The organism is Paraburkholderia sp. SIMBA_054, assembly GCF_046534875.1.
Lineage (GTDB): Bacteria > Pseudomonadota > Gammaproteobacteria > Burkholderiales > Burkholderiaceae > Paraburkholderia > Paraburkholderia hospita.
The window spans coordinates 1-268 of sequence record NZ_JAWRXV010000862.1; the positions used below are offsets into that span (position 1 = coordinate 1).

Annotated in this window: 1 protein-coding gene; it reads left to right on the forward strand. The window is 66.8% G+C overall.

The window, feature by feature from the left end:
* Positions 1 to 66: 66 nt before the first annotated feature.
* The coding region (locus SB822_RS57570) for a DUF3443 family protein (protein WP_410859170.1) at positions 67 to 268 on the forward strand (202 nt) is incomplete at its 3' end.

The window sequence follows — 268 nt, forward strand, 5'->3', positions numbered from 1 at the left end:
GTTGGCTGGAATGCGACGCCGGACTGGACGCCGCACGGCTCAGGCACGGACTCGGGGAATTCATCGCTGCCCGCAACCGGCGACAACACGGCGACGATCACCGTCGACAAGTCGATGGGCAGCATCAACATGCCGAAGGTGTCCATCAAGATCTGCGTGCCGGGCACGCAGAGCACGCCGCAATGCGTGACCGTGGACAACATGCTGGTCGACACCGGCTCCACGGGCGTGCGCATCGCCGCGCGCGCGATTCCCACGCTGGCCCCGT